Raw genomic sequence first — 23,949 nt, 5'->3', positions numbered from 1 at the left:
GCCATGGTGGCTTCGGCGGTGCCGGCCGGGGCAGTGTCGGGCGTCCGGAGTGCCGGATGACAGATGTCATGCCGGTGGGGTGACGACGCCGAGCAGCCCCTGCCCGGTGGGCAGGGGCTGCTCGTCCGTCCGGACCCTACGAGGTCAGTTCGGCTTGGTCTCGATGACTCCGACGCGCTCCGCCGGTGTCTTGCCGCGCAGGGCCTTGCGCAGCGCGGAGACGACGTCCTGCGGCAGGACGTCGCGCTTGCCGCTCGCGCCCTCGATCTGCACGCCCTGGAAGGTCGTGCCGTACGCCTCCTGGAGTGCCTTGAGGTTGTACGTGTCCACGAGCTTGCCGTCGACGGCCTTGAAGCTCAGGATCTTCGGCAGGGACACCTTGCCGAAGTCGATGCTGTGCGCCGCGTCGGTACGGATGGTGACGAGGTCGGACATCGCGGGCTGCGCGAAGTCCTTCATCATCCGGTCGACCTCGGCGTTCGACACCGTCGGCTTCCGCGTGGTGGTCGGGAGCGTCACCGCGCCGGCCGTGCCGGTCTCCACCTGGGTGCGGTAGGCCTCCTCGACAGCGGCCGTCGACTTGGCCACGTCGATGCCCTGGCCCGCCTTTCCGTAGACGGCGACGGCCTTGCCGCCCTGGAACTTGATGGTGCCGTCGGACGACGAACCGGAGCCGCCCGCGGCGGTCTCCAGGGACGCGTGCAGCTTCTCCTCGTCGATCGGCATGACGGGCGTGACGACGCGGTGGTTGCCGAAGAGCGAGCCGATCACGGAGACCGGGTTGTAGTCGCTCTTCGCCGCCGCGTCCGCCGTGGCGTCCATGTCGAACTGGAGGCCCGCGTTGTCCGGGTCGAGGGACACGCTCTTGCCGCCCACCGACAGCTTCAGCGGCTTGCCCGCCCGGTCGTCGAAGGCGGCGTCGAGCTTCTTGACCGCGCCGTCGCGGGTGGTGCCGCCGATGTCGACGCCGAGCACGCTGGTGCCCTTGGGGACGTCGGTGCGGTTCATCAGCAGACCGGCGCCGTAGAGGCCACCGGCGGCGACGACCACGCCGACCGCGAGCAGTACGAGCTTGTTGCGCCCCTTCTTCTTCGGCGCCTTCGAGGAGCTCGCCGGGGGCGGGGAGACCGGCTCGGGCAGCTTCGGGGCCCCGTGCGGCACCGGGCCTTCGCCGGGCGCGCCCGGGCCGAACGGGGAGGCCGCGCCGGACGGTACGACCGGGATGCCGCTGGTGACGGTGTGCCCGGAGACGTTGTCGTGGCGGGGGCTGAAGCCCTGGCCGTCCGGTTCGGGGGCCGGCTTCTGCGGCGTGAGGATGGCGGTGTCGTCGCTCATACCGCCGCCGGGGGCGCCGCCCAGGGGGCCGGGTCCGCCTGCGCCGGCGGGGCCGCCGGGGCTGGCCGTACCCGGGCCGCCCGGGCCTCCGGGGCCGCTCTTGCCGGCCGGGCCGCCGGGTGCGCCCGGGCGACCGGGGCCACCGGGACCGCCTATGGCTCCGGGGCCGGCGGGCGCGCCGGGGCCTCCCGGCCGGCCGGGGTCGTTGAAGGCGCTGGGGGCGCCTGGGCGACCGGGCTCGTCGAAGCCTCCGGGGCCACCAGGCCCACCGGGCCTGCCCGGCTCGCTGAAGCCGCCGGGGCCGCCAGGACCGCCGGGGCCACCCGGTCGGCCCGGGGCACCCCGTCCACCCGGTCCGGCGAAGGCGTCGGGACCGCTCTGCTCGGTGAAGCCGCCCGGGGCGCCGGGTCCACCGGCAGGCGGCATCATCGGGCCGTCCCCGGTGACCGGGCCGCCCGTCGGGCCGGCGGGGCCCTGGGGGCCGGAGCCTCCCTGGCCCACACGGTCGTTCTCCGAGAAGTACGGCAGCTCGTCGCGGCGCGGTTCGCCACCACCGCTGCCGATGCCGCTGCCCGGGGCGGGACGCGAACCGTTGCCCAACGGGCCCGCCGCCAGTGCCTCGGTGACGTCGAAGGAGCCGGTGCCGCCGCCGTGCCCGGGCGCGACGGGTCCGCCGGTCGCGCCGCCGGGGAGCCCGGCACCGTTCGTACCGCCGGACCGGGAGCCGCCCGGCGCGCCCATGGAGCCGACCACGCCCCCGGGCCGCCCGGCACCCGGCCGGGCCCCACCGGGCGCACCGGCGCCGGACGCGCCGGGAGCGCCCGCACCAGGGGCGCCCGCGCCGGAACCGCCCGCCGCCGGGTTGGAACCGTCCGGCATACCGGCCCCGTTGGTGGAGCCGCTGCCCTGACTGCCCGGGCCCGTGCCCGACTTGCGGGGCGCGAACCAGTCGCTGGTCGGCTTGTCGTCGGCGGGCTGTGCGGGCTCGGCGGGAGGCTCGACCGTGCCGGTGCCCCTGGAGGTGGCGGCACCCGGGGCGCTCGCCTCGCTGCCGGGGCCCGCACCGGTCGTCCCGGTGTCGCCCGAGCCTTCCGATTCCCCGACGGGCTTGCGCACCACCACGGGCGGAATGGGCCGCGACCCAGGGATGTTGATCCGGATCCGGGTCGTCAGCGTGGTCTCGGTCTTGCGTTCCTCCGGCCTGGCGGCCGAACGGCCCGCGTCCGTACCGGCGTCGGAGACCGCGGGGGTCCCGTACGGCGGCGTACCCGACGGGTAGGCGGCTCCACCGCGCCCGTTGGGCCCGGAGGACGGAGTGTCAGTTTCACGACTCAAGGCAGGTTCTCCCGGTTGGCTCCGCCGCCCGACACAACCTCACGCGGGCAGCTCGGCGGCGCGCACCACCATACTGGCCACTTCTAGCCCGTATCCCATGACCGCCGGGAATCCCACACCGGACCCCCACGGGCACGTCCTGGCGAAGTGGTACGTCACTTGGCAAGTCGGACGGGACCGCCGTCCGGTTGCCGCCCCGGGGCAAGGGTGGCGCACATCACAGCCACACCGATGCCCCCGAGCAGATAGAGGTAGGAGCCGCTCCCCGCGGCGAAGAGGAAGTCGCCCTCGGGACGGCTGGCCGTGAGCAGGATGACGGCGAGCATCCAGCCGGCGGCGACCGCGACGCCCCCGATCCGGCCGCGGGTGACGCGTGCCGCGCCCAGGACGGCTCCGGCCTCCCCGGCGAGGGCGAGCAGCAGTCCGCCCGGGAACCACGCCGGCTGCACCAGCGCCCCGGCCACGCCGACCACGGCCCCGAGCAGAAAGAATCCCAGACAGGCGGTGATCCGCGCGGCGGACGGCGGCCGTAGCGGCTGGGCGAGCATCGGGCTCCGGTCACTCATGAGACCTCCTCGACACCGGCGAACAGGTCCGTCTCCCGCTCACCGGGGCCCTGCTCGCCCCGCACCAGCTCGTAGTACTCGGTCGTGAGGATCGGCTGGGCGAGTTCGTTGGACAGCGCGAAATACGGCTCGGCCACGGTGATCTGGGTGGCGTGGGCGCGCATCGCTGCGGCCTTGGCGGCGGCGTGGGCGGTGCCGTCGATCACCGTGGTGACGCGCTCCTCGGCCACCACGCCGGGTACGTCGTCGACCTCGGCCGCCTTGGTGAAGGGGAGGCCGGGCAGGTCGTCGCGGAGCCGGGCGAAGGACTCCTCCACAACGGGCCGGGGGACCCGGTTCCAGTAGATCTTCCGGACCGGACGGCCGGCCTCGGCGGAGAGTTCGGCCGCGCGCATGGCGACGCGGTGGGCCTGGATGTGGTCGGGATGGCCGTAGCCGCCGTCGTCGTCGTAGGTGACGAGGACCTGGGGGCGTACCTCGCGGATCACCTCGACGAGATGTGCGGCGGCCTCGTCGACGTCGGCCTGCCAGAAGCAGCCGGGGTCGTCGTTTTCGGGCAGGCCCATCATCCCGGAGTCGCTGTAGCGTCCGGCGCCGCCGAGCAGGCGGACGTCCTGGACACCGAGCTCGGCCATGGCGGCGGCGAGCTCGCGGCGGCGGTACTGCCCCAGCGCGGCGCCGGTCAGGTGCCCGAGCCCGGGCGGGATGACCTCGCCGCGTTCGCCGAGGGTGCAGGTGACCAGGGTGACGTGGACACCCTCGGCCGCATACCTGGCCATGGTGGCGCCGTTGTTGATCGACTCGTCGTCCGGGTGCGCGTGCACCAGCAGCAGACGCCGGTCGGGCAGTTCCGTCATGGAACCCACCCTACGAGGTCCCGCGACCCCGGCTCACGAGGCCGCGGGCGGGACCCGGCCGGTCAGAACTTGATACTGCCGATCATGCCCGCGATGTTCGTCGTCAGCTCGTTGATCGTGGGAGCGACGGTCGAGGAGGCGAGGTAGAAGCCGAGCAGCATGCAGACGACCGCATGCCCCGCCTTCAGTCCTGACTTCTTGATCAGCAAGAAGACGATGATCGCCAGCAGCACCACCGCCGAAATCGAGAGTGCCACGGCGGCTCACCTCCAAAGATCCACAAGGGCGCGGGGGTCGGACTATGGGGGCATTAAATCCGTACGTCAGCCAGCAGGTTCATACCCACTATGCGACATTGATCATAACTATCCGTCCGTGCGCATCGATCGGCGCACGGCCGCACAAGGGGGCGCATGGCCAATATGGTCAGGGCATGACGACCGAGCCTGACTCCTTCCCCCGGCGGCACGCCCGCACCCAGCGCTTCACGCTCGGCGCGCCGCGTTCGTTCAGTGTGGCGCCCGACGGTTCACGAGTTGTGTTCCTGCGCTCCGGTTCCGGTACGGACCGGGCGAGTTCACTGTGGGTCCTCGACACGGAGGAGGGCGGGGAGCGCGTGGCCGCCGACCCGGGCGCCCTGCTGGGCGGTGCCTCGGAGGACCTGTCACCCGAGGAGCGGGCACGGCGTGAGCGCAGCCGCGAGGGCGGGGCGGGCATCGTCGGGTACGCCACCGACTCGGCCGTCGAGCTGGCCTCTTTCGCCTTGTCAGGGCGGCTTTTCACAGCCGAGCTGCGGGCCGGGACGGCGCGTGCGCTGCCCACCCCGGGGCCGGTGATCGACCCGCGTCCGTCGCCCGACGGGCGGCACATCGCCTACGTCGCGCAGGGCGCTCTGCGGGTGGTGGGCGCCGAGGGGGACGGCGACCGGGCGCTCGCCGAGCCTGATTCCGAGAATGTCTCATTCGGGCTCGCCGAGTTCATCGCCGCCGAGGAGATGGGGCGTTCGCGCGGCTTCTGGTGGGCTCCGGAGTCGGACCGGCTGCTCGTGGCGCGGGTGGACGACGCGCCGGTGCAGCGGTGGTGGATCTCCGATCCGGCGCATCCCGGGCGGGAGCCGCAGCGGGTGGCGTATCCGGCGGCGGGCACCGGCAACGCGGAGGTGCGGCTGTTCGTGATCGGTCTGGACGGGTCGCGCACGGAGGTCGCCTGGGACCGGGCGCGGTATCCGTACCTGGCGCGTGTGCACTGGTCAGCGGCGGGCGCGCCGCTGCTGCTCGTACAGGCGCGCGATCAGCGCAGCCAGTTGATCCTGGCCGTGGATCCGGAGTCGGGCGCGACACGGATGGTGCACGCTGACGAAGATCGAACATGGCTTGATCTTTTCCCCGGGGTGCCGTGCTGGAGCCCGTCCGGGCAGCTGGTCCGGATCGCGGACGAGGGCGGTGCGCGGGTGCTGGCGGTCGGGGAACGGCCGCTCACCGGAGCGCAGTTGCACGTCCGGGCCGTACTGGACGTCTCCGACGACGACGTGCTGGTCTCGGCGTCCGCGGGTGAGGAGGCCGGCGAGGCGGAGACGGGCCAGGTTCATGTGTACCGGGTGAACGAGCTGGGCGTGGAACGGGTGTCCCAGGAGCCGGGCGTGCACACGGCTGCGCGCGCCGGGGACGTCACGGTTCTGGTCTCGGCGACGCTGAATCGGCCAGGTGTGCGGGTGCAGGTGCTGCGCGACGGGAAACCGACGGCGACTGTCCCCTCTTACGCCGAAGACCCGGGTATGTCCCCCCGCGTGACGCTCACCGAGGGGGGCGCACGCCGCATCCCGTGCGCCGTGCTTATGCCTCGGGACTACGCCGGTGACACCCCACTGCCGGTACTCATGGACCCGTACGGCGGGCCGCACGGGCAGCGGGTGGTCGCCGCGCACAACCCGCACCTCACCTCGCAGTGGTTCGCGGACCAGGGCTTCGCGGTGATCGTCGCGGACGGCCGCGGCACCCCGGGCCGGTCCCCCGCCTGGGAGAAGGGGATCCACCACGACTTCACGCTGTCGCTCGACGACCAGGTGGAGGCGTTGCAGGACCTCGCGAAGCGGTATCCCCTGGATCTGTCCCGGGTGGCGATCCGCGGCTGGTCCTTCGGCGGCTGGCTGGCGGGCCTTGCGGTGCTGCGCCGCCCCGACGTCTTCCACGCGGGCATCGCGGGGGCGCCGGTGACGGACTGGCACCTCTACGACACGCACTACACGGAGCGGCACCTGGGCGCCCCCGCCGAGCACCCGGAGTCGTACGCGGGGAGCTCCCTGGTCACCGCCGACGGGCTGTCCTCCCCCGCCGAGCCGCGCCGCCCCTTGATGGTCGTGCACGGCCTCGCCGACGACAACGTGGTCGTGGCCCACGCCCTGCGTCTCTCCTCGGCCCTCCTGGCCGCCGGCCGCCCGCACGAGGTCCTGCCGCTGTCCGGGGTCACCCACATCACCCCGCAGGAACAGGTCGCGGAAAACCTGCTCCTCCTCCAGGTCGACTTCCTGAAGCGCTCCCTGGGCATCACCACCGCCTGACCGCACGGCAACGGGCCGGGACGACATGGCGCGCCCCGGCCCGTTTACGGCACCCGCACGGCCGTACGCGGTTCAGCCTGACGTGTCCGTATATCGGGACCGGGTCGGCGAAGTTGCTTGCGTGTTAACGCAGTTGGCGGGGGTTTGTGGGCACTTGGGCTGCCGCGTGCCGGGAACGCCGGTTCCCGGCACCTTCAGCGGAAGGCACCGGGAACCGTAAGCAACGTCACCGCAGGGCGGTCAGGCCGCGTGGACCACGTCCTTTTCCTCTGCGAAGTGGCAGGCCGACTCGTGGGCCGCCGGGTTGTCCTCACCCTTGAAGCGCTCGGGGACCGCGAGGAGCGGGACCTCCTGGGCGCACTTGTCCTGGGCCTTCCAGCAGCGGGTGCGGAAGCGGCAGCCCGAGGGCGGGTTGGCCGGGGACGGGACGTCTCCGCTGAGGATGATGCGCTCGCGGCCCTCGCGGGACTCCGGGTCGGGCACCGGGACGGCCGAGAGCAGCGCCTGGGTGTACGGGTGGGTCGGGTGGTCGTAGATCTCCGTGTCCGAGCCGATCTCGGCCATCTTGCCGAGGTACATGACCCCGACCCGGTCCGAGATGTGCCGGACGATCGACAGGTCGTGCGCGATGAAGAGGTAGGAGAGGTTGAACTCGTCCTGGAGCTTCTCCATCAGGTTGATGACCTGCGCCTGGACGGACACGTCCAGCGCGGAGACCGGCTCGTCGCAGATGATGATCTCGGGGTTGAGCGCGAGGCCGCGGGCGATGCCGATGCGCTGGCGCTGACCGCCCGAGAACTGGTGCGGGTAGCGGTTGATGTACTCGGGGTTGAGACCCACGACGTCCAGCAGGTCCTGAACCCTGCGGCGGCGGTCGCCCTTCGGGGCCACCTCGGGGTGGATCTCGAAGGTCTCGCCGATGATGTCGCCCACCGTCATACGGGGGTTGAGCGAGGTGTACGGGTCCTGGAACACCATCTGGATGTTCCGGCGGACCGCCTTCAGCGCACGCCCGGACAGCTTGGTGATGTCCTGGCCCTTGTAGAAGATCTCGCCCGCGGTCGCCTTCTCCAGCATCATCAGCAGCTTGGCGACCGTGGACTTGCCACAGCCGGACTCGCCCACGATGCCGAGCGTCTCGCCCTGGTAGAGGTCGAAGGAGATACCGTCGACCGCCTTGACCGCCCCGACCTGCTTCTTGAAGAGGATGCCCTGGGTGAGCGGGAAGTGCTTCACCAGGTTGCGCACCTGCAGGATCGGCTCGCCCCGCTCGACGGGGGCCTCGATCGCGGCGACCGCGTCCGTCTCGGAGCGGGCGTTGACGACCTCGACCTCGGAGACGTTCGGTGTGGCGTCCTGCGGCTCGTCGGTCTTGCTGAGCTCAGCCATGGATCGTCTCCTTCCAGAAGTGGCATGCCGATCCGCGGCCGGCCAGCTCGGTGCCGTCCCGCTCGGCGACCGGGTGCAGCGCCGGAATGTCCGTACGGCAGACGTCCTGGGCCTGGGGGCAGCGCGGGTTGAAGGCGCAACCGCTCGGGATGCGCAGCAGGTTGGGCGGCAGACCCTTGATCGCGTAGAGCTCCTGGCCCTTCTGGTCCAGGCGCGGGATCGAGTCCAGCAGACCCTTGGTGTACGGGTGCGCGGGGCGCTTGTACAGCTCGTGCACCGGAGCGGTCTCCACGATCCGGCCCGCGTACATCACCGCGATCTTGTCCGCGACGTCGGCGACGACGCCGAGGTCGTGGGTGATCAGGATGAGGCCCATGTTGTACTCGCGCTGCAGCTCCGCGAGCAGGTCCATGACCTGGGCCTGGACCGTCACGTCGAGGGCCGTGGTCGGCTCGTCGGCGATGATCAGGTCCGGCTCCAGGGCGAGGGCCATCGCGATCATGATGCGCTGGCGCATACCGCCCGAGAACTGGTGCGGGTAGTCGCCGATGCGCTCCTTGGCTGCCGGGATCTTCACCCGGTCCATCAGCTCGATCGACTTGGCCTTGGCTTCCTTCTTGGACATGCCCTGGTGGACGCGGAACATCTCGCTGAGCTGGTAGCCCACGGAGAGCACCGGGTTCAGCGAGGACAGCGCGTCCTGGAAGATCATCGCGATCTTGCTGCCGCGGATCTTCCGCCGCTCTTCGTTGGACATCTTCAGCATGTCCTGGCCGCGGAAGAGGATCTCCCCCTTGGGGATGCGGCCGGGGGGCATGTCGAGGATGCCCATGATCGCCTGCGCGGTCACGGACTTGCCGGAGCCGGACTCGCCGAGCACGGCCAGCGTCTCACCCGCGGCGACGGAGTAGTTGACGCCGTTGACGGCCTTGGCGACGCCGTCGCGGGTGCGGAACTCCACGTGCAGGTCGCGGACTTCGAGCAGCGGGCGGCCAGCGTCCGCCGCGCCGTCGGGCGCGGGACTCTCGGCCGTTTCATCGATGATGGTCACGTACGCCTCCCTCAGCGCAGCTTGGGGTCGAGGGCGTTGCGTACCGCATCGCCGAACATAAGGAACGAGAGCACCGTGATCGAGACCATCACCGACGGGATGATCAGGGTGTGTGGGGCGATACGGAGCTGCTCACGTCCTCGCGCCACGTCGCCGCCCCAGGATACCGCCGTGTCACCGAGGCCCACGCCCAGGAAGGACAGGGTGGCTTCGGCCGCGATGTAGCCGCCGAGCGCGATGGTCGCCACGACGATGATGGGCGCGAGCGCGTTGGGCAGGATGTGCCGGATCAGGATCCTGGACGTCGAGGCACCGAGGGCCTTGGCGGCCACCACGTAGTCCGCCTGCTTGATGGTGATCACAGCACCGCGGGCGACACGGGCGATCTGGGTCCAGCCGAGGAAGGCGAGGGCCATGATGACGACCCAGACGCTGCGGTCGTCGAAGGAGTTGAGCACCACCAGGGCGCCGAGCAGGAACGGGATGCCGAGGAAGATGTCGGTCATCCGCGACAGCAGGGTGTCGGTCCAGCCGCCGAAGTAACCGGCGATCATGCCGATGACCGTGCCGATGACGGTGACGCAGAGCGTGACACCCACACCGACGGTGATCGAGGCACGGGCACCGTAGACGACACGCGCGTAGATCGAACGGCCCTGGACGTCGTAGCCGAACCAGTCCGGGGCGAAGAGGTGACCCCAGTTCGGCTTCCCCAGATAGTGCTTGGCCAGGTCGGCGTCGCGTGGCGAGGCGCTGGTGAACAGTCCCGGCCAGAGCGACATCACCAGCAGGAACACGATCAGCACGGCCGAAACCAGGAACAGCGGGTTGCGTCGCAGGTCGTGCCAGGCGTCGGACCACAGGCTGCGCGCCTTGTCGGGAGCCGGGCCGGCGTCGGTCACGACGACGCCCGCGGTGCTCGCGGTGTCACCGGGAAGGGCTTCGACCTTCTTCTCGACGGTTTTGTCAGGCATACCGGATCCTCGGGTCCAGGACCGCGTAGAGCAGGTCGACGATCAAGCTGGCAGCGAGGTAGATGAGCACCATCAGCGAGGCGATTCCCACGACCGTGGCCCCCTCACGACGGGTGAGCGCCTCGTAGATCTCGACACCGATACCCCGCACGTTGAAGATGCCCTCGGTCACGATGGCGCCGGTCATGAGGTTGCCGACCTCGATACCGAGGAAAGTGACCACGGGAATCAGCGAGTTGCGCATCAGGTGGACACCGATGACGCGGCGGCGCGGCAGCCCCTTGGCCACGGCGGTGCGCATGTAGTCGGACCGCAGGTTCTCCGCGATCGACGTGCGGGTCAGCCGGGCGACGTAGGCGAGCGACAGCGACGCCAGCACGGTGGCGGGAAGCGCGAGCTGGGCGAAGTCGGTCGAGTCGGTCACCGTGGGTGTGGTCACCGACCACTGGAACGCGAGCAGATACTGCAGCAGGAAGCCCAGCACGAAGGACGGCATCGAGACGAGGACCAGTGTCAGCGTCAGCAGTCCGCGGTCTCGCAGTGTGTCGGGCCGCAGGCCGGCGACGACACCGAGGCCGATGCCCACGAGCGTGACGAAGGTGAAAGCGAAGAGCGTCAGTCTGAGCGTCACCGGGAACGCGTCGGTGATGATGTCCGCGATGGGCCGCTGACTGGCGATCTGGGTACCGAAGTCGCCCTGGAACAGCCCCATCATGTAGTTCGCGTACTGCTGCAGGAGCGGCTGATCGAGACCGAGTTCCTTCTTGATGCCCGCGACCACCGTCGGGTCGTACGCCTGATCCCCCATCATCGCCCGGACTGGATCGCCGGGCAGGGCGTACATCATGCAGAAGATGAGCAGGGTTGACCCGATGAAGACCGGGATCATCTGGAGCAGTCGCCGTGCGACATAGCGCCCCATAGGTGCCTCCGTGAGGGGTTAACGCAGGTGCGGGGGCCGCCTCCTGATGAGGAGACGGCCCCCATGCACCTCCCACCGCCACCTGGGCGGCGGCGGGTCTACGGCCGAGGGGGAAGAGGTCCGAGAGGTCCTCTTACTTGGTGGTGACGCCCCACACTTCGAGGTCACCGTGGAAGTCGACGTTGACGTTGTCGACGTTCTTACCGTGGCCGCCGTTGATGCGGTAGTACCAGAGCGGGATGGCCGGCATGTGCTCGACCAGCTTCTTCTCGACCTCCTGGAAGGCCTTCACCGACTCGTCGAGGGACTTGGCGTTGTCCGCCTTGTTCATCAGGTTGTCGATCTCCTTGTTGGAGAAGCGACCGTTGTTGGCCTCGGCGGTGGTGTGGTAGAGCTCCTTCATGAAGTTGGCGTTGACCGGGTAGTCGGCGACCCAGCCACCGCGGTACATGCCCTTCACCTGGTCGTTGTCACGGGCCTCGAGGTCCGTGGCGAAGTCCGGCTTGGGGTCGCCGACGCAGTCGACACCGGTGGCCTTGCGGATGGACTCGCAGACCGCGGTCACCCACTCCTTGTGCCCACCGTCGGTGTTGTACTGGACGGTGAACTTGTTGCCCGGAACGCCACCGCCCTCCTTGATGAGCTGCTTGGCCTTCGCCGGGTTGTACGTGAACACGTCGGTGTCCAGGTCCTGGTTGCCCTTGACGCCAGGCGGCGTGAAGGACTTGGCCGGCGTACGGGTGTTGTTCAGAACCGTCTTGGTGATCGTGTCGCGGTCGATCGCCATCGACAGACCCTGCAGGACCTTCGGGTCGATGTCCTTGAAGGTCTTGGAGTAGAACGCCGGGGTCAGCGACTGGATGGCCGCGTACGGCTGCTCGATGGCGCCGTCGCCCAGGTCCTGCTTGTACTTCGGCAGGTCCGTCGGGCCGACCTGGCGGATCATGTCCAGGTTGCCGGAGACGACGTCCTTGTAGGCGGCCTCGAGCGTCGTGTAGGCCTTGAACTGGACGCCCTTGTTCTTCGCCTTGTTCGGGCCCTGGTACTCGTCCCAGGCCTTGACCTGGATGAGCTTCTTGTGGTCCCACTTCTCGAAGGTGTAGGGACCGTTGCCGACCGGCTTCTGGCCGAAGGCCTTCGGGTCGTCGTAGAAGACCTTGGGCAGCGGGGCCCACGTGCTGTAGCCCAGCTTGTAGTTGAAGTACGGCATGGTGTTCTTCAACTCGATGGTGAAGGTGTGGTCGTCCACGGCCTTCAGACCGGACATGGTCTCGGCCTTCGGGTCACCCTTCTCCGGGTGGACATCGTCGTAACCCTTGATGTCCTGGAACCAGAAGGAGTTCTGCTGGTTGTTCTTGATGTTGGCGTACCAGTTCCAAGCGTCGATGTACGACTTGGAGGTGACTTCTTCCCCGTTGTGGAACTTCCAGCCCTTCTTGAGCTTGACCGTCCACGTCTTGGAGTCGTCGGTGGTGACCGACTCGGCGTTCGTGTAGACGATGTCACCCTTGGAGTCGAAGTCCAGCAGCTGGGTGAAGAGGGACTGGATGACGTACGAGCCGTTGGTCTCGTTGGTGTCAGCCGGGATCAGCGGCTTCTGGGGCTCGCCGACGTCGATAGAGACGTATCCGGCCGGCCCGGAACCCTTGGTGTTCCCCTCGCCGTCACTGTCGCCGCCGCAGGCGGTGGCGGCCAGGGCGACGACTATCGCCCCCGCGACCCACTTGGCGCTCTTGGCACCGCGCATGGGTTCCTCCTATGAAGTCATTGGTTCACCGCAAAGGGAGCACAGGACAGATCACCGCCACCGCCCGTCGTCCGGTGCCGGAAATCGTCAGGTGCCCCCGCGCCCGTGAGGGTCGGCGTCGCCGTCGGCGAGTGACCCGTTCATCCGAGCTCTACGCGCCTAACTATCTGCCAAACACTGGGGCCGAACCACACCCTCGAGGTCTCGGTTCGATCACAGCTCGCGTATACATCTTCCAAAATCCGGACAAAGGGTTTGGTGAAAGATCCCTGCGAAACGGACTTGTTACACATCTATCGGTAACGGGTGTCCGCATTCCGGACGCGAGAATGAGATAAACGGGTTGCGACTCCCGTAGCCGCCGTGCAGGGTGCCAGCGGTGGCTGTCGCCCTCTCAGAAGGCCTGCGTCGCAAGGCCGTTGGACGGCCCCGGATCAGGGCAGGGTGCGGCGCTTCCGCGACAGGGTAGTGGGAACGGGGCGTTCCGAACGGCTGTCCCCGCCAAATCGAGGGTTTTCCCTAACCCTTTCCTCTGCGTTCCCCCTTCTTTACGAACACGCCGGGCCCCCGCACAGCGGGGGCCCGGCGTGTTCGTGCGGTGGGAGGCGTCAGCCGTGCTTGGCGCGGCTCGCGGCGCGGGCGCGCTCGCGGGCGTCCAGGTTCACCTTGCGGATGCGCACGGCCTCCGGGGTGACCTCGACGCACTCGTCGTCGCGGCAGAACTCCAGCGACTGCTCCAGCGACAGCTTGCGCGGCGGGACGATCGACTCGGTCACGTCGGCCGTGGACGACCGCATGTTGGTGAGCTTCTTCTCCTTGGTGATGTTGACGTCCATGTCGTCGGAGCGGGAGTTCTCACCGACGATCATGCCCTCGTACACCTCGGTGCCCGGGTCGGTGAACAGCACGCCGCGCTCCTGGAGGTTGGTCATCGCGAACGCGGTGACCGCACCGGCGCGGTCGGCGACCAGGGAGCCGTTGTTACGGGTCTGGAGCGCGCCGAACCAGGGCTCGAAGCCCTCGTGGATGGAGTGGCCGATGCCCGTGCCGCGGGTCTGGGTCAGGAACTCCGTACGGAAGCCGATCAGACCGCGGGAGGGGACGACGAACTCCATGCGGACCCAGCCGGAGCCGTGGTTGGACATGTTGTCCATGCGGCCCTTGCGCACGCCCATGAGCTGCGTGACGGCGCCCATGTGCTCCTCGGGCACGTCGATCGTCATGCGCTCGACGGGCTCGTACGTCTTGCCGTCGACCTCCTTGGTGACGACCTGCGGCTTGCCGATGGTCAGCTCGAAGCCCTCACGGCGCATGGTCTCGACGAGGATCGCCAGGGCCAGCTCGCCACGGCCCTGGACCTCCCAGGCGTCGGGGCGCTCGGTGTCCAGCACGCGGAGGCTGACGTTACCGATCAGCTCGCGGTCGAGGCGGTCCTTCACCTGGCGGGCGGTGACCTTGCGGTCCTTGACGGCCCCCTTGTTGTCGGCGCCCTTGCCGGTGGCGCCACGGCCGACCAGCGGGGAGGTGTTGGTGCCGATCACCATGGAGATCGCGGGCTCGTCGACCGTGATCAGGGGCAGCGCGACCGGGTTCTCCGGGTCGGCCAGGGTCTCGCCGATCATGATGTCCGGGATACCGGCCACGGCACAGATGTCACCGGGGCCGGCCATCTCGGCCGGCTTGCGGGTGAGCGCCTCGGTCATCATCAGCTCGGAGATGCGGACGTTGCTGACGGACCCGTCGCGCTTCATCCACGCGACCGTCTGGCCCTTGCGCAGCTCGCCCTGCTCGACGCGGAGCAGCGCGATACGGCCGAGGAAGTTGTCGGCGTCCAGGTTGGTGACGTGCGCCTGGAGCGGGGCGGCCTCGTCGTACGTCGGGGCCGGGATGTGCTCCAGGATCGTGGAGAAGAACGGCTCCAGGCTGGTGGAGTCGGCCGGGACCGTGCCGTTGTCCGGCTTGGTCAGCGAGGCGATGCCGTCACGGCCGCAGGCGTAGACGATCGGGAACTCGATCTGCTCCTCGTCGGCGTCCAGGTCGAGGAACAGGTCGTAGGTCTCGTTGACGACCTCGTCGATCCGGGAGTCCGGGCGGTCCGTCTTGTTGATGCACAGGATGACGGGCAGGCGCTGCTGCAGCGCCTTGCGCAGCACGAAGCGGGTCTGCGGGAGCGGGCCCTCGGAGGCGTCCACGAGCAGGACGACACCGTCGACCATCGACAGACCGCGCTCGACCTCACCGCCGAAGTCGGCGTGACCGGGGGTGTCGATGATGTTGATGGTGATGACGTCCCCCCCGTCCTTCGGGTGGTACTTCACCGCCGTGTTCTTGGCGAGGATCGTGATGCCCTTCTCACGCTCCAGGTCGTTCGAGTCCATCATGCGGTCGTCGACGCCCTCGAGCTGGTGCGCGGCGAAGGCGCCGGCCTGCTTCAGCATGCCGTCGACGATGGTGGTCTTGCCGTGGTCGACGTGGGCGACGATGGCGACGTTGCGGATGTCGTGGCGCGTGGCCATAAGAAGGCGTACTCCCGGAGTGTGAGGAAGGCCCTGCGCGGACGTCTGCGGTGCGCGGACCCTGCCGGGCTCAACATGCCACGGCCTCACCCCATCGTACGGGTCCGCTCCCGCTGGGGTGAGCCGGGATACGTCGGTGCTGGTCAGCGTTGTTTATGAGGTGCTCGGCGTCCGCGCCCGGGTTGCTGGGGGCTGCCGCCCCCAGGCCCCCGCTTCGGCCTGAACGGCCTCGTCCTCAAGCGCCGGACGGGCTGGGAGTGCCTGACGGGCCGGAGGCCGGCTTCGCGCCCTTCTTCAGGAAGCCCATGTCCTCGTAGACCGGCGTGCCGAGGCCGAAGGCTCCGGCGTTGACCAGGTTCTTGCGGGCGGCGACGAGCTGGGGGCGCTGGAAGAGGGGGATCGAGCCGGCCGCCGCCCAGATGCGGGAGTCCGCCTTGCGGATCAGGGAGCGGGACTCGCCCTCGTCGAGGGTGGCCACGGCCTGGTCGAAGAGCTGGTCGACCTGGTCGGTGCCGACTCGGGTGTAGTTCTGCTCGACGTTCAGCGAACCGTCGGCGGCCGGGACCGGCTTGGCGTAGACGGGCCGGGCGTCGGTGGCGGGGAACGCGGAGGCGGGCCAGGAGTACAGGGCGAGGTCGTACTGGCCGGACGCGATGTGGTCCTTGAAGTAGGACTCGTCGGAGACCTTGGAGATCTCCGTGCCGATGCCGACGCGCTCCAGCATGCGGGCGATGCGGTCGGCCACCGTGCGCAGCGTCTGGGAGCCGGGCCCGGAGGGGAGCACGAAGCGGAGGGTGAGCGGCTTGCCGTTCTTGGCGAGCGGGGCGGCCTCGCGGCCGGCCGGGGCGGCGGTGCCCATGGGGGCGTACGCGCCGGGGGCGCCGCCCTGGTGCGGCTGCTTGTACTGCTTACCGTCCTGGGCGAGGTGGTTCGGGTCCGTCTCGCGGTGCGCCTTGCCGTCCTGCCGGTCCTTGTCGTCCTGCCGGTCCTTGTCGTCCGAGCCGACGATGTACTCGCCGTCGTCGTCACGCGACCCGTCCTCGGAGGAACCGGCCTTCTCGCCCTCGGCTCCGGCCGCCTTCTCCCCCTTCTTCTTCTCTTCCTTGATCGGGCCGCCCCGCACCCAGCCGGCGTCCGCGAGCAGCGCCTGGGCCTCCTTGGTGTCCTGGCCGCCGAGGGCCCCGCTGTTGTCGGCGTAGGCGGCCTGGCCGGACAGCGCGAGGTGGCTGCCGACCGGTACGGCGGGCAGTCCGAGGGGCTTGAGCACCGCCTGGGCCAGTTCCTTGCGGTCCAGGGCGCGGGCGACGGCCCTGCGGACGCGCTCGTCGGTGAGCGGCCCCTCGGCCCCGTTCAGGGCGAGCTGTGTGAAGGCCGGCTCCAGGGACTTGCGCACCTCGAAGCCGCGCAGGGCCTGCTGCTGCCGGGCGTACTTGGCGGCCGCCTTGGGCGTGCGCGGCTTCTGGTCCGCGTCGGGGCCCATGACCGGGCTGCTGGAGCCCCGGGGGCGGGCTGCGACGGTGATGCGGCGGGCCTCGGAGGGGGCGATCTCGGCCAGGTCGATGGAGCCGGCGGCCAGCTCTTTGGCCCGCTTCTCGCGCGGCACCGTGCGCAGGATGATCTCGGAGAGCTTGGCCGGCCGGCCCCACCAGCGCGGATTGCGGGTGAGGGTGATCTCCTCGTTCTTGCGGCTGAGCTTCTTCACCAGGAAGGGGCCCGCCGTGACCTTGAGCTTCTTGCGTGCCCCGTCGTTGAAGGAGTCCGGCGTGCCCATGACGTCCTTCGGGTACAGCGGCGAGAACAGCGAGCGCCAGTCGGCGTAGGGGCGGCTGAAGGTGACCCGGACCTCCAGGGCGTTGTCCCCGCGCTCGATCTTCTGGATGCGGTCGTAGCCGGCGTTGCGGGCGGTCCAGTAGGCGGTGTCCTTGCCGGACAGGGCGCGCCACTGGGCGGCGAAGTCGGAGGCGCCGATCTCCCGGCCGTCGCTCCAGACGGCCTGCTGGTCGAGCTTGTAGAGGACGACCTGCTTGGGCTCCGTCTCGACGACCTTGGCGGACTCCAGGTAGGCGGGGTTGCGCTCCGGGCGACCGTCGGCGTTCATCCGGAACATCGACGGCAGGACGGCCTGGGCCACGCGGGTGGTGGTGGCGTCGGCGTCCGACTGGAAGGTGTTCAGGGTGTCGGGCACGGAGTCGACGGCCCAGCGCAGGGTGCCGCCGTCGGCGATCCGGTCGCGGGCGGCGGGCTGGATGTCCTGCCCGGCGAGCGGCTTGCCCGCCGGGTCCTCGGAGCCGCATCCGGCGAGCGCGGGCACCGCGAGCACTCCCGCGGTGAGGAGGAAGGCGACCGAGCGCGAGACCGCACGCGGGCCGACGCCGTGCTGGGACATCTGTGCTACCTCCGGAAAGCCGCGGGCGTTATGATCACTTTTGGCGGTATTTGGATTTCATCTGATGTATGCGGCCCACTGAAGAGGAAAGGGTTCGGCAACACAGGGCGACACGGCGGTCACCGGCGGAGAGTCACCCGTGCGGAGCAATACACGGCACGGCGCACCCATGCGCCTCGGCCAATCGATGCACATCCCTTCACAGCACAAGGTGTGACGCGCAACACTCGCAGGCGCATGAACGTTGCCGCCTTGGGCCTCGAAGGACCCGCGGAAGTGAGGGCAAGTCATGTCCGTTCACGACGAACTGACGTCAGTCCAGCGCAGCCTCGACGACCTGCTCCGGTCGGTGGGGCGCCTGGAGAAGCAGCTCGGCACCGGCGGCCTGGAGATGCGCCGCGTCCGTGCCGACGCCAACCATCTGCGCGAGAGCGTCGCCCTGCTGCGCGACGCCGCCGCCTCGCCGGCCGCACCGAAGCGCCCCGAGCTCGTCACCATCTCGGACACGCCGTACGACTCCGCCCTGTGGAGCGACTCGGACGACGAGGGGCTCGGCGCCCGGGACCGGCGCGCTCCCTGACCGGTCAGGAGTGGTACGACCGGCACCTCCCCCGAACCCGACCGGAGTCGTCACGTGGCCACTGGTACGGAACCCCCCGCCACCGAACCCCAGCCCAGAAGCGGCGGTGTACGGGCGGGTACGCGCGCCGCGATCACCGCCCCGCACCTGCGCACCGACCGCTGGTGGCTGGCGCCGGCCGGCACGGCCGCCGGCCTGCTGGCCTTCATCGTCTACTCGACCTGGCGGGCCTTCGCCGACGCCCACTACTACGCGGCGCCGTACGTCTCGCCCTTCTACTCCCCGTGCCTGGCGGAGCGGTGCAAGCCGATGAAGGCCGGCCCGAACTGGGAGATCTTCGGCAGCTGGTGGGGCATCTCGCCCGCCATCATCATCCTGATCTTCCCGCTCGGCTTCCGGCTGACCTGCTACTACTACCGCAAGGCCTACTACCGGGGCTTCTGGGCGTCCCCGCCGGCCTGCGCGGTGGCCGAGCCGCACAAGAAGTACACCGGTGAGACCCGCTTCCCGCTGGTCCTGCAGAACATCCACCGGTACTTCTTCTACGCCGCGATCCTCGTCGCCGGGATCCTCACGTACGACACCGTGCTCGCCTTCCGCGACGAGAACTACGCGTGGGGCCACATGGGCCTCGGCACGCTCGTGTTCCTGGTGAACATCGTGCTGATCTGGGCGTACACGATCTCCTGCCACTCGTGCCGGCACATCGTCGGCGGCAAGCTCAAGCACTTCTCCAGGCATCCCGTGCGCTACCGGATGTGGCAGTGGGCCGGGAAGCTCAACGCCCGGCACATGCAGCTCGCCTGGGCGTCGCTGGTGAGCGTGGCGCTCGCCGACTTCTACGTCTATCTGGTCGCGTCCGGCGCCTTCGACGATCCGCGGTTCTTCTGATGAGGGGTGCGTACTGATGTCCGTGGTCGACCGGCAGGAGTGGGACGTCGTCGTGGTGGGCGCGGGCGGGGCCGGGCTGCGCGCCGCCATCGAGGCCCGTGAGCGGGGCGCCCGTACGGCCGTGATCTGCAAGTCGCTGTTCGGCAAGGCGCACACCGTGATGGCCGAGGGCGGCATCGCCGCGGCGATGGCCAACGCCAACGAGAACGACACCTGGCAGGTCCACTTCCGCGACACCATGCGCGGCGGCAAGTTCCTCAACCAGTGGCGGATGGCCGAGCTGCACGCGCAGGAGGCGCCGCAGCGGGTGTGGGAGCTGGAGACCTGGGGGGCGCTGTTCGACCGCACCAAGGACGGCCGGATCTCCCAGCGCAACTTCGGCGGCCACGAGTACCCGCGCCTCGCCCACGTCGGCGACCGCACGGGCCTGGAGCTGATCCGCACGCTCCAGCAGAAGATCGTCGCGCTGCAGCAGGAGGACTTCAAGGAGACCGGCGACTACGAATCCCGGCTGAAGGTCTTCCAGGAGTGCACGGTCACGCGCGTGCTGAAAGCGGACGGTCGCGTCTCGGGGGTCTTCGCCTACGAGCGCGAGTCGGGCCGTTTCTTCGTCCTCGAGGCACCCGCCGTCGTGATCGCGACGGGCGGTATCGGCAAGTCCTTCAAGGTGACGTCCAACTCGTGGGAGTACACGGGCGACGGCCACGCGCTGGCCCTCCTCGCGGGCGCGCCCCTGCTGAACATGGAGTTCGTGCAGTTCCACCCGACCGGCATGGTCTGGCCGCCGTCGGTGAAGGGCATCCTGGTCACCGAGTCGGTGCGCGGCGACGGCGGTGTGCTGCGCAACTCCGACGGCAAGCGGTTCATGTTCGACTACATCCCCGACGTCTTCAAGGAAAAGTACGCCGAGTCGGAGGACGAGGGCGACCGCTGGTACGACGACCCGGACAACAACCGGCGTCCCCCCGAGCTGCTCCCCCGCGACGAGGTCGCGCGGGCGATCAACGCCGAGGTGAAGGAGGGGCGCGGCTCGCCGCACGGAGGCGTGTTCCTCGACGTGTCGACGCGGATGCCCGCCGAGGTCATCAAGCGCCGGCTGCCGTCGATGTACCACCAGTTCAAGGAGCTGGCGGACGTCGACATCACGGCGGAGGCGATGGAGGTCGGGCCCACCTGTCACTACGTGATGGGCGGGGTCGCGGTCGAGTCCGACACGGCGGCGGCCCGCGGGGTGCCGGGGCTGTTCGCGGCCGGTGAGGTGGCCGGCGGGATGCACGGCTCCAACCGGCTCGGCGGCAACTCGCTGTCCGACCTGCTGGTGTTCGGGCGACGGGCGGGCTGGCACGCGGCCGAGTACGCGGCGGGCACCACCGGGGCGCGGCCCGTCGTGGACGACGTCCAGGTCGACTCCGCCGCCGCCGAGGCCCTGCGGCCCTTCTCGGCCGAGGCGGAGATCGAGGAGCCCGCCGGGGGCCCACCGGAGAATCCGTACACCCTGCACCAGGAACTCCAGCAGACGATGAACGACCTGGTCGGCATCATCCGCCGCGAGCCGGAGATGAAGCAGGCCCTGGAGAAGCTGGCCGAGCTGCGGGTACGCGCCCGCCGGGCCGGGGTCGAGGGGCACCGGCAGTTCAATCCGGGCTGGCACCTCGCCCTGGACCTCAGGAACATGCTGCTGGTCAGCGAGTGCGTGGCGAGGGCCGCGCTGGAGCGCACCGAGTCGCGCGGCGGGCACACGCGTGAGGACCATCCGGGGATGGACCGCAAGTGGCGCCGTATCAACCTGCTGTGCGCGCTCACCGACCCGACGGGCGGGCTGGCGGCGGATCCGGTCCGCGGCCAGATCACCCTCAGCAGCGAGACCACCGAACCCGTCCGTGCGGACCTGCTCGCCCTGTTCGACAAGGAGGAGCTGGTGAAGTACCTGGCCGAAGAGGAGCTGTACGAGTGAGCGGCTACGAGGCCCGCTTCAAGGTGTGGCGGGGCGATGTCGGGGGCGGCGGCCTGGAGGACTTCAAGGTCGAGGTGAACGAAGGCGAGGTGGTCCTCGACATCATCCACCGTCTGCAGGCCACGCAGGCCCCCGATCTCGCCGTGCGCTGGAACTGCAAGGCGGGCAAGTGCGGTTCCTGCTCGGCGGAGATCAACGGCCGGCCGCGGCTGCTGTGCATGACCCGCATGTCGGTCTTCACCCGGGAGGAGACGATCACGGTGACGCCGCTGCGGGCGTTCCCGGTCGTCCGCGACCTGGTCACCGACGTCGGCTTCAACTACACGAAGGCCAGGGAGGTCCCGGCCTTCGTTCCGCCGGCCGGGGTCGCGCCCGGCGAGTACCGCATGATGCAGGAGGACGTCGACCGCTCGCAGGAGTTCCGCAAGTGCATCGAGTGCTTCCTGTGCCAGGACACCTGCCATGTGGTCCGCGACCACGAGGAGAACAAGCAGGCGTTCGCGGGTCCCCGCTTCCTGATGCGCGTGGCGGAACTGGACATGCACCCGCTGGACGCGGCAGCCGAAACGGGCCTGGACCGCAAGACCACAGCCCAGGAGGAACACGGCCTGGGTTACTGCAACATCACCAAGTGCTGCACGGAGGTCTGCCCCGAGGGCATCAAGATCACGGACAACGCCCTGATCCCGCTGAAGGAACGGGCGGTGGACCGCAAGTACGACCCGCTGGTGTGGCTGGGCTCGAAGATCAGGAGGCGGACCTCAGCAGGCTGAGCGCCTCCTGGAGGTTGTGTTCGGCGATCTCCCGCATCCGCTCGGGGTGCGGGAAGTCCCCCTCGATGAGGGTCAACGGGCCCGAGACGAGCCCGATGTGCGTCGAGAGGCGGTACAGACGCAGGCGGGCCTCGTCCAGACCCGGGGCCCGCAGCGCGTCGTAGTGGGGCCCGAAGCGGAGCCGGAGGAAGACGTGTTCCTGCTCCACGTCGAAGTACATCAGGCCCTCGATGTCGATGAGCGCCGGCTGCCCGTCGGGCGTGAGCAGGACGTGGTCCGGCCCGAGTTCGCCGTGGATGAGGGTGAGGCGCTCGCGGGGGCGGACCTCGCCGGCCAGGGCCTGGACGGTGTCCTCCAGCTCCCGGCGTACGGCGGCGGCGCGGGGCTCGCGCCGGGCCGCTTCGGCGATGCAGCGCAGGGCGCCCTCGGTGACCCGCTGTTCGCAGGAGGTGCTGTGGGAGGAGCCGCCGCTGTCGACGAGGGCGACCTTCCCGAGGCGGGGTCCGGTGCGGGAGTGCAGGGTGGCGAGCAGAGCCGCCATGCGCTCCATGGCCTCCGGCGCCGCCCGCGGGTCGCGGACCAGGGCCTCCTCCAGGCTGCCGCCGGTCAGGTCCTCGACGACCGCCGCGTCCGCCGGGAGGTGGGTATGCGTGGCGTCGGCGTACCGGAGGCGGGGCGTTCGGACCCCGGCGGCGGCCAGCCGGTCGTGGGCAGCCGTGAACAGGTCGAGGCCCGTGCCGTGGGAGAAGGGGTCGCGGGGGTCGGAGGGACCGGCGTCCCAGTAGTCCTCGTCGGCGGACCAGACGTAGGCGACGGCCGTGGAGTCGTCGTCGAGGATGAGGCGGTAGACGCCCTTCTTGGAGCCGCCGCGCAGGCGTTCCACTCCGGTGAGGGTGCGTCCCGCGCCCAGGGCGGCGCGGGCCAAGGGGACGAGGTCGGCACGGGTGAGTTCGCGTCGTGTCTCCGTCACCGCACCCAGTCTTCCTTGTAGGAGCGCCAGTTTTCCTCCGTCGCGGCGAAATCGATGTACAGCGCGACACCGAAGCGGGCCCGGTCGGCGTCCGTACGGGACAGGCCGAGCCGGACACCTCGTACCGCGGCCGGCACGGTCTCGGCGTGGCCCCAGTGGTCGAAGTTGCTCTCCCAGTAGAAGGGCAGGCCCATCAACAGGTCGGTGGAGGGCGGGGTGACCTCCAGGGCGAGTGAGGTCTGCTGGGCGACATAGCCGCCGTAGGTGCCCTCCAGCGGCTGGGCGGTGTCGTACGACATCACGGCGATCTGGTCGACGCGGCGGGCGACCTGGCCGAAGAACTCCTGCGACCACCACTTGGGGTGCTCGGTGAACAGGCCGAACACGGTGTGGAGCGACGGCAGCGGGTCGATCTGGTGGGCGGCGACGGAGAGTCGCGCGTCCCGGGGCCGGGTCTCACGGCGCAGGGAGTCGAGGAGAGAGAGGTAGTCGCGGTCCCCGGACGGCATGGGCTCCAGGTCGAGGTGGATGCCCTCGTAACCGGTGTCCAGGACCTGACGGGCGGAGCGGACGACGGCGGCGCGGGTGCCCGGGTCCTCCAGGTGCATGCCGTCCTCGTCCTCGGACGCGAGGACGTCGCCGAGGAAGGCCTGGACGCGGATGCCGGGCATCTCCTCGTGTACCGCGTCGATGAACCAGCGGGCCCTCGGATAGACCGACTCGGGAAGCGTGCCGTCGTGTTCCAGGGGGCCGGAGTGGACGTACAGGTCGCGGATGCCGGTGCCTCGCAGGCGACGGGCCAGGGCGGTGACATCGGCGTCCTTCTTGCGGCCGTCGACCCAGGCGTGTCCGAGCCAGAGGGCGTCGCGGTTTCTGGTGTGGGTGCCGTCCGCGGGGTCGCCCATGTAGTTGATGCGGAGGGCCGTCAGTACGGACAGCAGCGGGAGCAGGAGGACCACGGGCAGGAACAGCGCCGTACGTCTGACCCAGCGCCGACGCCCCCGGCTTCGTCCGTTGTCGGGTTCGGGAGCCCCCGGTGGGGAGTCCTCGGAGTCCTCGCCCTCGGCGGCCACGGCTTCGTTCGCGGTCGTGTCCTCCGTGTGTTCCATGCCGTCGTCCCCCCGGTGGTGCGGTTGGTGTTGCTGG

General features: G+C 69.8%; 18 protein-coding genes. 5 read left to right on the top strand and 13 right to left on the bottom strand.

Going from position 1 to position 23,949, the window contains the following annotated elements:
- Nucleotides 1-144: 144 nt before the first annotated feature.
- The 4 genes from AC07DF_RS03665 to AC07DF_RS03650 all read right to left on the bottom strand — a co-directional run bounded on the left by AC07DF_RS03665 (nucleotide 145) and on the right by AC07DF_RS03650 (nucleotide 4,350).
- Complete coding sequence (locus AC07DF_RS03665; protein ID WP_478966558.1) at nucleotides 145-2,670, bottom strand: hypothetical protein; 2,526 nt, start codon at nucleotides 2,668-2,670, stop codon at nucleotides 145-147.
- A gap of 155 nt (nucleotides 2,671-2,825) precedes the next feature.
- Nucleotides 2,826-3,236 carry a DUF6113 family protein gene (locus AC07DF_RS03660; protein ID WP_478966556.1) on the bottom strand — a complete coding sequence of 137 codons (411 nt, stop codon included), beginning with the start codon at nucleotides 3,234-3,236 and terminating at the stop codon, nucleotides 2,826-2,828.
- Nucleotides 3,233-4,093, bottom strand: coding sequence for an N-acetyl-1-D-myo-inositol-2-amino-2-deoxy-alpha-D-glucopyranoside deacetylase (gene mshB, locus AC07DF_RS03655; RefSeq protein WP_478966554.1), 861 nt, complete (start codon nucleotides 4,091-4,093; stop codon nucleotides 3,233-3,235). Before mshB ends, AC07DF_RS03660 begins: the two co-directional genes overlap by 4 nt.
- Nucleotides 4,094-4,155: 62 nt before the next feature.
- Nucleotides 4,156-4,350, bottom strand: coding sequence for a hypothetical protein (locus AC07DF_RS03650; RefSeq protein WP_010047829.1), 195 nt, complete (start codon nucleotides 4,348-4,350; stop codon nucleotides 4,156-4,158).
- Nucleotides 4,351-4,526: 176 nt separating this feature from the next.
- On the opposite strand from AC07DF_RS03650, the gene AC07DF_RS03645 reads away from it, so the two are divergent.
- Nucleotides 4,527-6,650, top strand: coding sequence for a prolyl oligopeptidase family serine peptidase (locus AC07DF_RS03645; protein WP_478966552.1), 2,124 nt, complete (start codon nucleotides 4,527-4,529; stop codon nucleotides 6,648-6,650).
- Nucleotides 6,651-6,890: 240 nt separating this feature from the next.
- Here the strand turns inward: AC07DF_RS03645 and AC07DF_RS03640 are convergent, their stop codons facing one another.
- The 7 genes from AC07DF_RS03640 to AC07DF_RS03610 all read right to left on the bottom strand — a co-directional run bounded on the left by AC07DF_RS03640 (nucleotide 6,891) and on the right by AC07DF_RS03610 (nucleotide 17,635).
- Entirely contained in the window at nucleotides 6,891-8,039 is a 1,149-nt protein-coding gene (locus tag AC07DF_RS03640) for an ABC transporter ATP-binding protein (protein ID WP_478966550.1), read from the bottom strand.
- On the bottom strand, nucleotides 8,032-9,090 hold the full coding sequence (locus AC07DF_RS03635) for an ABC transporter ATP-binding protein (protein WP_478966548.1): 1,059 nt from the start codon (nucleotides 9,088-9,090) through the stop codon (nucleotides 8,032-8,034). Before AC07DF_RS03635 ends, AC07DF_RS03640 begins: the two co-directional genes overlap by 8 nt.
- An 11-nt stretch (nucleotides 9,091-9,101) precedes the next feature.
- The gene (locus AC07DF_RS03630; RefSeq protein ID WP_478966546.1) at nucleotides 9,102-10,064 is read right to left on the bottom strand and encodes an ABC transporter permease; all 963 of its coding nucleotides are present in this window, start codon (nucleotides 10,062-10,064) and stop codon (nucleotides 9,102-9,104) included.
- The gene (locus AC07DF_RS03625; RefSeq protein WP_478966544.1) at nucleotides 10,057-10,986 is read right to left on the bottom strand and encodes an ABC transporter permease; all 930 of its coding nucleotides are present in this window, start codon (nucleotides 10,984-10,986) and stop codon (nucleotides 10,057-10,059) included. Before AC07DF_RS03625 ends, AC07DF_RS03630 begins: the two co-directional genes overlap by 8 nt.
- A 133-nt stretch (nucleotides 10,987-11,119) precedes the next feature.
- The gene (locus AC07DF_RS03620) at nucleotides 11,120-12,733 is read right to left on the bottom strand and encodes a peptide ABC transporter substrate-binding protein (protein ID WP_478966542.1); all 1,614 of its coding nucleotides are present in this window, start codon (nucleotides 12,731-12,733) and stop codon (nucleotides 11,120-11,122) included.
- 608 nt (nucleotides 12,734-13,341) lie between these two features.
- Nucleotides 13,342-15,249 (bottom strand): translational GTPase TypA, encoded by a 1,908-nt coding sequence (gene typA / locus AC07DF_RS03615; protein WP_478966540.1) that lies wholly within the window; start codon nucleotides 15,247-15,249, stop codon nucleotides 13,342-13,344.
- Nucleotides 15,250-15,484: 235 nt separating this feature from the next.
- Nucleotides 15,485-17,635 carry an ABC transporter family substrate-binding protein gene (locus AC07DF_RS03610; RefSeq protein ID WP_478966538.1) on the bottom strand — a complete coding sequence of 717 codons (2,151 nt, stop codon included), beginning with the start codon at nucleotides 17,633-17,635 and terminating at the stop codon, nucleotides 15,485-15,487.
- Between the two features lie 289 nt (nucleotides 17,636-17,924).
- Between AC07DF_RS03610 and AC07DF_RS03605 the strand changes: the two genes are divergently transcribed.
- From AC07DF_RS03605 to AC07DF_RS03590, 4 genes are read left to right on the top strand one after another with little or no spacing between them, the layout of a single operon-like run.
- On the top strand, nucleotides 17,925-18,215 hold the full coding sequence (locus AC07DF_RS03605; protein WP_478966536.1) for a hypothetical protein: 291 nt from the start codon (nucleotides 17,925-17,927) through the stop codon (nucleotides 18,213-18,215).
- A gap of 54 nt (nucleotides 18,216-18,269) precedes the next feature.
- Complete coding sequence (locus AC07DF_RS03600) at nucleotides 18,270-19,106, top strand: hypothetical protein (protein WP_478966534.1); 837 nt, start codon at nucleotides 18,270-18,272, stop codon at nucleotides 19,104-19,106.
- Between the two features lie 16 nt (nucleotides 19,107-19,122).
- Complete coding sequence (locus tag AC07DF_RS03595) at nucleotides 19,123-21,060, top strand: fumarate reductase/succinate dehydrogenase flavoprotein subunit (RefSeq protein WP_478966532.1); 1,938 nt, start codon at nucleotides 19,123-19,125, stop codon at nucleotides 21,058-21,060.
- Nucleotides 21,057-21,833 carry a succinate dehydrogenase/fumarate reductase iron-sulfur subunit gene (locus AC07DF_RS03590; protein WP_478966530.1) on the top strand — a complete coding sequence of 259 codons (777 nt, stop codon included), beginning with the start codon at nucleotides 21,057-21,059 and terminating at the stop codon, nucleotides 21,831-21,833. Before AC07DF_RS03595 ends, AC07DF_RS03590 begins: the two co-directional genes overlap by 4 nt.
- Here the strand turns inward: AC07DF_RS03590 and AC07DF_RS03585 are convergent.
- On the bottom strand, nucleotides 21,808-22,803 hold the full coding sequence (locus tag AC07DF_RS03585; RefSeq protein ID WP_478966528.1) for a phosphotransferase: 996 nt from the start codon (nucleotides 22,801-22,803) through the stop codon (nucleotides 21,808-21,810). The genes AC07DF_RS03590 and AC07DF_RS03585 overlap by 26 nt on opposite strands.
- Entirely contained in the window at nucleotides 22,800-23,912 is a 1,113-nt protein-coding gene (locus AC07DF_RS03580; protein WP_478966527.1) for a glycoside hydrolase family 18 protein, read from the bottom strand. Before AC07DF_RS03580 ends, AC07DF_RS03585 begins: the two co-directional genes overlap by 4 nt.
- Nucleotides 23,913-23,949 lie beyond the last annotated feature (37 nt).

The organism is Streptomyces sp. NPDC044719, assembly GCF_056433405.1.
This window is presented reverse-complemented; position numbering and strand designations above follow the sequence as displayed.